Origin of the sequence: Archangium sp. (genome assembly GCF_036388035.1) — a bacterium.
In the GTDB taxonomy this organism is placed as follows: Bacteria; Myxococcota; Myxococcia; order Myxococcales; family Myxococcaceae; genus Archangium.
On the sequence record NZ_DASVSO010000632.1, the window covers coordinates 1 to 6,637 of the forward strand.

6 protein-coding genes and 1 pseudogene are annotated in these 6,637 nt (G+C 71.8%); 2 read left to right on the plus strand and 5 right to left on the minus strand.

Going from position 1 to position 6,637, the window contains the following annotated elements:
* From VF697_RS25860 to VF697_RS25870, 3 genes and pseudogenes are all read right to left on the minus strand, one after another.
* Positions 1–477 (minus strand): annotated as a pseudogene (locus VF697_RS25860) (DNA ligase-associated DEXH box helicase); the annotation flags it as partial.
* 75 nt (positions 478–552) lie between these two features.
* Positions 553–1,326 carry an ROK family protein gene (locus VF697_RS25865; RefSeq protein ID WP_331099383.1) on the minus strand — a complete coding sequence of 258 codons (774 nt, stop codon included), beginning with the start codon at positions 1,324–1,326 and terminating at the stop codon, positions 553–555.
* 112 nt (positions 1,327–1,438) lie between these two features.
* The gene (locus VF697_RS25870; protein ID WP_331099384.1) at positions 1,439–1,879 is read right to left on the minus strand and encodes a CoA-binding protein; all 441 of its coding nucleotides are present in this window, start codon (positions 1,877–1,879) and stop codon (positions 1,439–1,441) included.
* Positions 1,880–2,035: 156 nt separating this feature from the next.
* Here VF697_RS25870 and VF697_RS25875 point away from each other — a divergent pair, with 156 nt between their 5' ends.
* The gene (locus VF697_RS25875; RefSeq protein ID WP_331099385.1) at positions 2,036–3,241 is read left to right on the plus strand and encodes a type II secretion system F family protein; all 1,206 of its coding nucleotides are present in this window, start codon (positions 2,036–2,038) and stop codon (positions 3,239–3,241) included.
* 23 nt (positions 3,242–3,264) lie between these two features.
* On the opposite strand, the gene VF697_RS25880 is transcribed toward VF697_RS25875, so the two are convergent.
* Together VF697_RS25880 and hemG are read right to left on the minus strand one after the other, a co-directional pair.
* The gene (locus tag VF697_RS25880; RefSeq protein ID WP_331099386.1) at positions 3,265–4,311 is read right to left on the minus strand and encodes a sensor histidine kinase; all 1,047 of its coding nucleotides are present in this window, start codon (positions 4,309–4,311) and stop codon (positions 3,265–3,267) included.
* Positions 4,312–4,587: 276 nt separating this feature from the next.
* Positions 4,588–5,952, minus strand: coding sequence for a protoporphyrinogen oxidase (gene hemG / locus VF697_RS25885; RefSeq protein WP_331099387.1), 1,365 nt, complete (start codon positions 5,950–5,952; stop codon positions 4,588–4,590).
* Positions 5,953–6,061: 109 nt separating this feature from the next.
* Here hemG and VF697_RS25890 point away from each other — a divergent pair.
* Positions 6,062–6,637 (plus strand): SDR family oxidoreductase (locus tag VF697_RS25890; RefSeq protein ID WP_331099388.1); only part of this gene is annotated, 576 nt, incomplete at its 3' end.

Below are 6,637 nucleotides of genomic sequence, written 5' to 3' on the forward strand. Positions count from 1 at the left end.
GGCGACGAGCCGCGTGTCGTCCCAGCGGTAGATGGGCAGCCCGAAGGTGGCCTCGGTGATGAAGGTGTCACAGCGGACGGGCTCGAAGGGGAGGCACGTCGGGTCCGGGTCTCGCTTGTAGTCGCCGGACACCACCCACACCTCGCCCCGGTGCTCGATGCGGATTTGCGCGCTGCCCAGCACATGGCCCGCGGGGTGGAAGCTGACCGTCACCTCGCCGATGGACAGGCGCTCGCCATACTCGAGCGTGGCGATGTCCGCGTCCGCCCCCAGGCGCTTGCGCAGGAGACCCTGGGAGGGGCTCGCGCCGAGGTAGTGCTCGCTTCCCCACCGGGCGTGGTCGCCGTGGGCATGGGTGATGAGGGCGCGGGCCACGGGCCGCCAGGGGTCGATGTGGAAGCCTCCCAGGGGGCAGAACAGCCCTTCGGGGGTCACCGCCACCAGCGGTGGCCTGTCGAGTGAAGGGGAGACGTTCATCCGCCCCATTGGGATAACGGTCACGGGGCGGCGCGGCGACGGGACGAGCCGGGCGCGGAGGGCTCGCCTTCTCGCCTACTGAGGGGGCGCCTCGTCCTTCCAGAGCGCGAAGCCCCCCAGCAGGCCCGCGACGTTCTCGGTGATCTTCACGTTCTGGGGGAGCAGGATGTCGAGGAGCCGGGCATTCCCGCCTCCCAGGTAGAGCATGCGCGGATTCCAGATGGGGAGGATCTGCTCCACCACCCGGTGCACGTGCTTGTTCCACTTCTTGCGGCCCACCCGCTCGAGCGCGGCGTTGCCCACGTACTCCTCGTAGGTCTTCCCATGGCGGAACGGGTGGTGGGCGAGCTCCAGGTTGGGCACGTACTTGCCATCGACGAACAGCGCACAGCCCATGCCGGTGCCCAGGGTGATGAGCATCTCCACCCCGCGCCCCTCGATGACGCCGAAGCCCTGCACTCCCGCGTCGTTGAGCACGCGCGTCGGGCGCCCCGTGACCTGGGACAGCGTCCGGGCGAGATCGAAGTCCTTCCAGTCCTCGTGGAGGTTGGCGGCCGTCTTCGTCACCCCCTCCACCACCACGCCGGGGAAGCCCACCGCCACGCGATCGTACGGGGCGAGCGGTTCAATCAGCTTCGTCAGCGCCTTGAGCACCGCCTTGGGCGTGGCGGGCTTCGGAGTCGCCACCCGCTGCCGCTCGGTGAGCGGCTTTCCGTCCGCTCCGAGGACGAGCGCCTTGAGGCCCGTGCCTCCGATGTCGATGGCCAACGTCCGGAGACCGGCGGACGCGGCGGTCTCCCGGGGAGTCTTCTTGCGAGGGGAGGGGCGTGGGGAAGCTGCGGGGGCCATCCATACCTCCAGCGGTGGAGCGCCAGTGTAGGGCTCGTCCGTCGGACGGCAACGGGTCTGAGGGTGTCAGGTGTCGCGCGCGTATCCGAGCGGACATGCGCGGGGCGCGCCGCTACGCCTCGCCGAGCCGGTGGTGTTCGATCTTCATGCATCGGTCCTGCACCACCTGGATGCCGGCGCGCGCGAGCTTCTCGGCGGCCGCGTCGTTGCGGATGCCGAGCTGGAACCAGACGGCCTTCGGCTTCTTGGCGAGCAGGTCGTCCACGTGCTGGTCGATGTCCTCCGGTTTGCGGAAGACGTCGACGATGTCGATGGTACCGGGCACCTCGGCGACGGTGCGGTAGGGCTTCTGGCCGAGCACGGTGGCGCCCACGTCCTTCACCGGCACGGGGAGGATCTCGTACCCGCGTTTCTGGAGGAAGTGGGGGACGGCGTGGGCGGGCTTGGTGTCCTCGGCGTCCGACTTGATGCCGAGCACCGCGATGCGACGGGCGCCCTTGAGCAGGGCGTGGATGCGCGCATCATCCGTGAGGAGGTTGTCCTTCCAGTCCATGTCGGGCTCCGGGAGTGGGGTGCTCAGCGCTGATAGCGGCGAGGTCCGGTGTGCTTCAACCGCTCCCGTCCGGCGGGGTACGCCAACCGACACCGCGGTGGGCAGGGGGGCCGGTTTCCTCCCGACCCGTGCCAGTGGTAGAGCCAGGGCTACCCCATGAACAAGCCCCACCCTCCACGCGCGGCTCCTCCGGCTTCGGCGGCTCGGTCTTCCGGCTCGGCGGACAGGCCCCAGGACGGCGCGGCGGGCGCTCCGGTGCGCACCGCCGTCCGCACGGCCCGGCGTCCCGTTTCCGCGCCCCAGGGCGAGGGATGGCTGGCCCGGGCCTGGGCGCGGCATCCCTTCGTGGCGATGGTGCGGTACCGCCCGCGGCTCACCTTCTTCCAGGGGCTCCACGGCCTCATCCGGGCGGGGGTGGGCCTGCCCGTCGCCTTCACCGAGCTGTCGCGGGGCGCGGCGAGGGACCCGTTCCGTCGCGCCGTGGCCCAGGTGGGTGAGGCCGTGGCCGCGGGGGCCGGTCTCGCCGAGGCGATGCGGCGCCTCCCCGGCTGGTTCGAGTCGCAGACGGTGGAGCTGCTCGCGGCGGCGGAGGCCACGGGGACGCTGGAGGCGGCCCTGGCGCGCATCGTCGAGCAGTTGCAGGAGGCACAGCGGCTGCGCTGGCGCGCCGTCTCGCTCTGCCTCTATCCCGCCTACCTGTTGGGCGTGTACGTCATCGGCGGCTCGCTCCTGGGCACCGCGACGGGCCTCATGGGCTCCGGGCAGCAGCCGGAGTCGATCGGGGGCATCTTCCTGTCCCAGTTCCTCCAGAAGGTGCTCTGGGTGTCGTCCCTCGGGCTGGGTGTCTTCGTGGTGCCCCTCGTCCTGGCGCTTCCGGCCCTCGAGCCCCATTGGGCGGGCCTCCGCATGCACCTTCCCCTGCTCGGGCGCGTGCACCGGGGGCTGCACGCCAGCCGCTTCAGCCTGGTGCTGGGCGCGGCGCTCGGGGCGGGGCTGGAGGCGGCGCGGAGCCTGCAGATGGCGCTGGAGTCCACCGGCAGCGTGCTGCTGCGCAGGCGCGCGGGGCTGGCCGTCCATCGCCTGCGCTCCGGCGCCAGTCTGACGGATGTGGTGGAGTGGCTCGACGTGCTCGACGGGGAGTCGCTCCAGCGCGTCTCCACCGGGGAGCGGACCGGAGAGCTGGAGCCCATCCTCGCCCAGCTCGCGCGCGAGCACGCGGAGTCGGCGATGCGCTGGCTGCGGACGCTGATGTTCGTGGTCATCGCCCTGCTGTCGGCGTTCCTCTTCGCCACCAACATCGGCAAGGTCGTCCAGCTCCACGGCGGCTACCAGCACGCGTTGAAGGACCTGTCCCGCGAGTGACACGGGGCATTCCTGGGTACCGCTCAGGTGACGACGCCGGGGACGGGGCCGGAGCGGGGGAGGGTGACGGTGACGCGGGTGCGCTCGCCCTCGCGGGTGAGCGCGAGGCTCGCGCGGCCGGCGTAGGCGAGGGCGAGTCGGCGCTCCACGGTGGGCAGGCCGCTGCTGCCCTCGCGAGGCCCCTTGGAGGCCCCGGGGTTCTCCAGGGTGAAGACGAGCACGTCTCCATGCGCCTTCACGCTCAGGTCGATGCGCCCCCGGTGGCCCGCGGCGGGCCCGTGCTTCACCGCGTTCTCCGCCAGCGGTAGCAGGACGAGCGGTGGCACCGGGAAGGACTCCAGTCCCGCGTCCACCTCCACGGAGAGCTGGAAGAGGTCCGGGTCTCGCAGCAGGTGCAGCTCGAAGAGGGTGCGCACCAGCTCCAGCTCCCGCTCCAGGGGCCAGGTGGCGGCGCGCACCCCGGCGAGCACGTGGCGCAGCATGGCGGACAGCCGCAGCACGGCGGCCTCGGCCACGGCGCCATCCGTCCGGCACCACTCGGCGATGGCGTTGAGCGTGTTGAAGAGGAAGTGCGGGTCCAGGTGGCTGCGCAGGGCCAGCAACTGGGCCTGCTCGGCCTCCAGCTCGAGCCGGGCGGCGCGGGCGCGCTCGTGGGCGAGGCTCTCCTCGAAGCCGATGTCCCGGCCCAGGCCCCAGCCGCCCACGAGGAAGAGGGCCATGCAGACGGCGAGGCTGTAGCGGTCCGTGAGGAAGGTGGGCCCGAGCCGCACCAACTGGGGCAGCACCACGCCCACCGAGAGGACGACGCCCACGCCCACGGTGGCGTAGAGGAGGAGGCGGATGCCGCCGTGGCTGAAGTCGAGGCCCTCGGGGAAGAGGACGCGGTAGGACACCGGGGCCACGGCCACGAAGACGAGGCACATCAGCACGCCCAGTGGCCCGGCCATCCACTGGTGGCTGAAGCGGGCCTGGGCGGCCACCAGCGGTAGGCTGATGAGGACGATGGGGATGAGCCGCCTGGGCACGAAGAGCGCCTTGAGGGTGGCGCGGACGATGGAGCCTTCGTTCATGGAGGACCGGGGGCGAGCATACCACCCGGCCCTGGCCCAGGCGGAGAGGCTCACGCCCCGGCTTCCCGGGACGCGGTGGCGCCCAGGGCCAGCGCGCCCAGCAGGACGAGGGGGAAGAGGAGGACGGCCAGGGGGACGAGCAGGGCACGGCGGGGCGAGGCCATGGGGTGCTCCGGAGGGGAAGAGGTCATCCGGAGAGTGTCTCGCCCGGCTCTGACATGGGGCACCGTCGCGCCGAGCGGTCGCGCGCCGCGGGTGAGCGGTCCCCCGAGCGTCTCAGCGCGTGAGGGTGTCCGCCAGCGTGTGGGCCTCGCGGATGCAGTCGATGAGGCCCACGCCCTTGTAGGCGTTGCCGGTGAGGTGCAGCCCGGGCAGGCGGGCCACGCCCTCGTCGATGGCCGCCACCCGCGCCAGGTGGCCCACGTGGTACTGGGGAATGCCCCGCTTCCAGTGGACCACCTCGGTGAAGACGGGCTCGGCCGTCACCCCGGCCAGCTCCCGGAGCTCCTCGCGCACGAGCGTCACCAGCGCCGCGGCGTCCAGCTCCACCAGCTCGGGTCGCTTCGCCCCGCCCACCATGCACGTGAGGAGGATGCGTCCGCCCTCGGCGCGCCAGGGGAACGTCGAGGAGGCGTGGATGACGCCGAGGACGCGCCGCCGCTCCTGCGTGGGCACGAGGAAGCCGAAGCCGTCCGGAGGCGGCATGGAGCCCGGCGCGAAGCCCAGGTGCACCACAGCCACGGGCGCGTAGGAGATGCCCTCCATCCGCGCCGCGAGCTTCTCGTCCAGCGGGCGCAGCAGCTCCGCCGCCACGTACGCCGGCGTCGCGAGCACCACCCGGTCCGCGGCCAGCTCCGCCCGCTGTCCGTGCTCCTCCACCGCCAGCCGCCAGCCGTCGCCCTCGCGCCGCAGCTCCACCACCCGCGCTCCCGTGCGCGCCGCTGGCCCCAGCTTCCGGGCCAACGCGTCCACCAGCACCTGCAGGCCCCCGTCGAACGAGCACACCATTCCCGAGGGCTTCGTCGCGCCCTCGCCCGCGGGCAGCGCCTTGCGCGCCGCCGCCTGCGTGCGCGCCATGCCCAGCACGAGGCTGCGGTGCTTGCGCTCCAGCTCCACCACCTTGGGGAAGATGGCGGCCACGCTCAGCGCCTCCATGTCGCCCGCGTAGATGCCCGTCTGCATCGCGTCCACCAGCACCGCCGTCGCCGTGCGCCCCACATGCCGCCGCCCGAAGGCCGCCAGCGACTCGTCTCCCTCGGGCGCTCGCGGGGTGAACAGCTCCCCCATCATCCGCAGCCTGGCCCCCAGCGGCAGCACGTCCGACTTCAGGAAGGCCGGCGGCGACATGGGCACCGTCCTCAGCTTGCCCCGTGTGTAGACATAGCGACGCTTCGCCGACGGGTCCGCCGTCCGGATGCGGTCCTCGATGCCCAGGCTCGCCGCCAGGGTGCGCAGCGTGGGCTCCCGGTCCACGAAGCTGTTGGGACCCGCCTCGGTGAGGAACCCGTCCTGGAGCCGCGACTGGATGTTGCCTCCCAGACGGGGGCCCGCCTCCAGCAGCGTCACCTCGGTCCCCCGCGAATGCAGTCCGTAGGCCAACGCCAGCCCGCTGATTCCGCCTCCGACGATTACGACGCGCATGATTGGTTCCACTCCCGGTGCAATACCGGTTTCAACCGGTCATCATTCGTGGGTCAAGTGCCGCATGGCGTCGTGCCTTTTGCCCCCACCGACCCCATTAATGGGCGCCATGCGCTATGCCATCACTGGAGCCAGTCGAGGTTTGGGTCTTGAGTTCGTTCGTCAGCTTCTCGTCCGAGGAGACACCATCGAGGCGGGGGTTCGCGCCCCCGCCGAAGCGCGGCAGCTCCAGGGGCTCGCCGTCGAGTCGGGGGGGCGGTTGCGTATCCATGCGCTCGACGTCTCGGCTGCCCACAGCGTGGAGGCCTTCGCCGCCGCGGTGAGCGAGGGGCCGCCGCTGGACGTGCTCATCAACAACGCGGGCATCAAGGGAGCGCACCAACCCCTGAGCGGGCTCGATTACGAGGACATGGCCAGGACGTTCACCACCAACACCGTGGGCACCCTGCGGCTCACCACCGCCCTGCTGCCGGCGCTGCGGCGTGGCTCCTCCCGGCGCATCGTCCACATCTCCTCGGCCCTGGGCTCCGTCGGCGCCAACGACCTGGGCGGCATGTACGGCTACCGCATCTCCAAGGTCGCTTTGAACATGGCCATGCGCAACATGCACCTGGAGCTGCGGGACGAGGGCTTCGTCACCATCGCCCTCAGCCCGGGGTGGGTGAAGACCGACATGGGCGGCCCC

Excerpts from the sequence above, each read along its gene's own strand:
- VF697_RS25865 (WP_331099383.1), bottom strand. The coding sequence starts at position 1,326 with ATGGCCCCCGCAGCTTCCCCACGCCCCTCCCCTCGCAAGAAGACTCCC.
- VF697_RS25870 (WP_331099384.1), bottom strand. The coding sequence starts at position 1,879 with ATGGACTGGAAGGACAACCTCCTCACGGATGATGCGCGCATCCACGCC.
- VF697_RS25875 (WP_331099385.1), top strand. The coding sequence starts at position 2,036 with ATGAACAAGCCCCACCCTCCACGCGCGGCTCCTCCGGCTTCGGCGGCT.
- VF697_RS25880 (WP_331099386.1), bottom strand. The coding sequence starts at position 4,311 with ATGAACGAAGGCTCCATCGTCCGCGCCACCCTCAAGGCGCTCTTCGTG.
- hemG (WP_331099387.1), bottom strand. The coding sequence starts at position 5,952 with ATGCGCGTCGTAATCGTCGGAGGCGGAATCAGCGGGCTGGCGTTGGCC.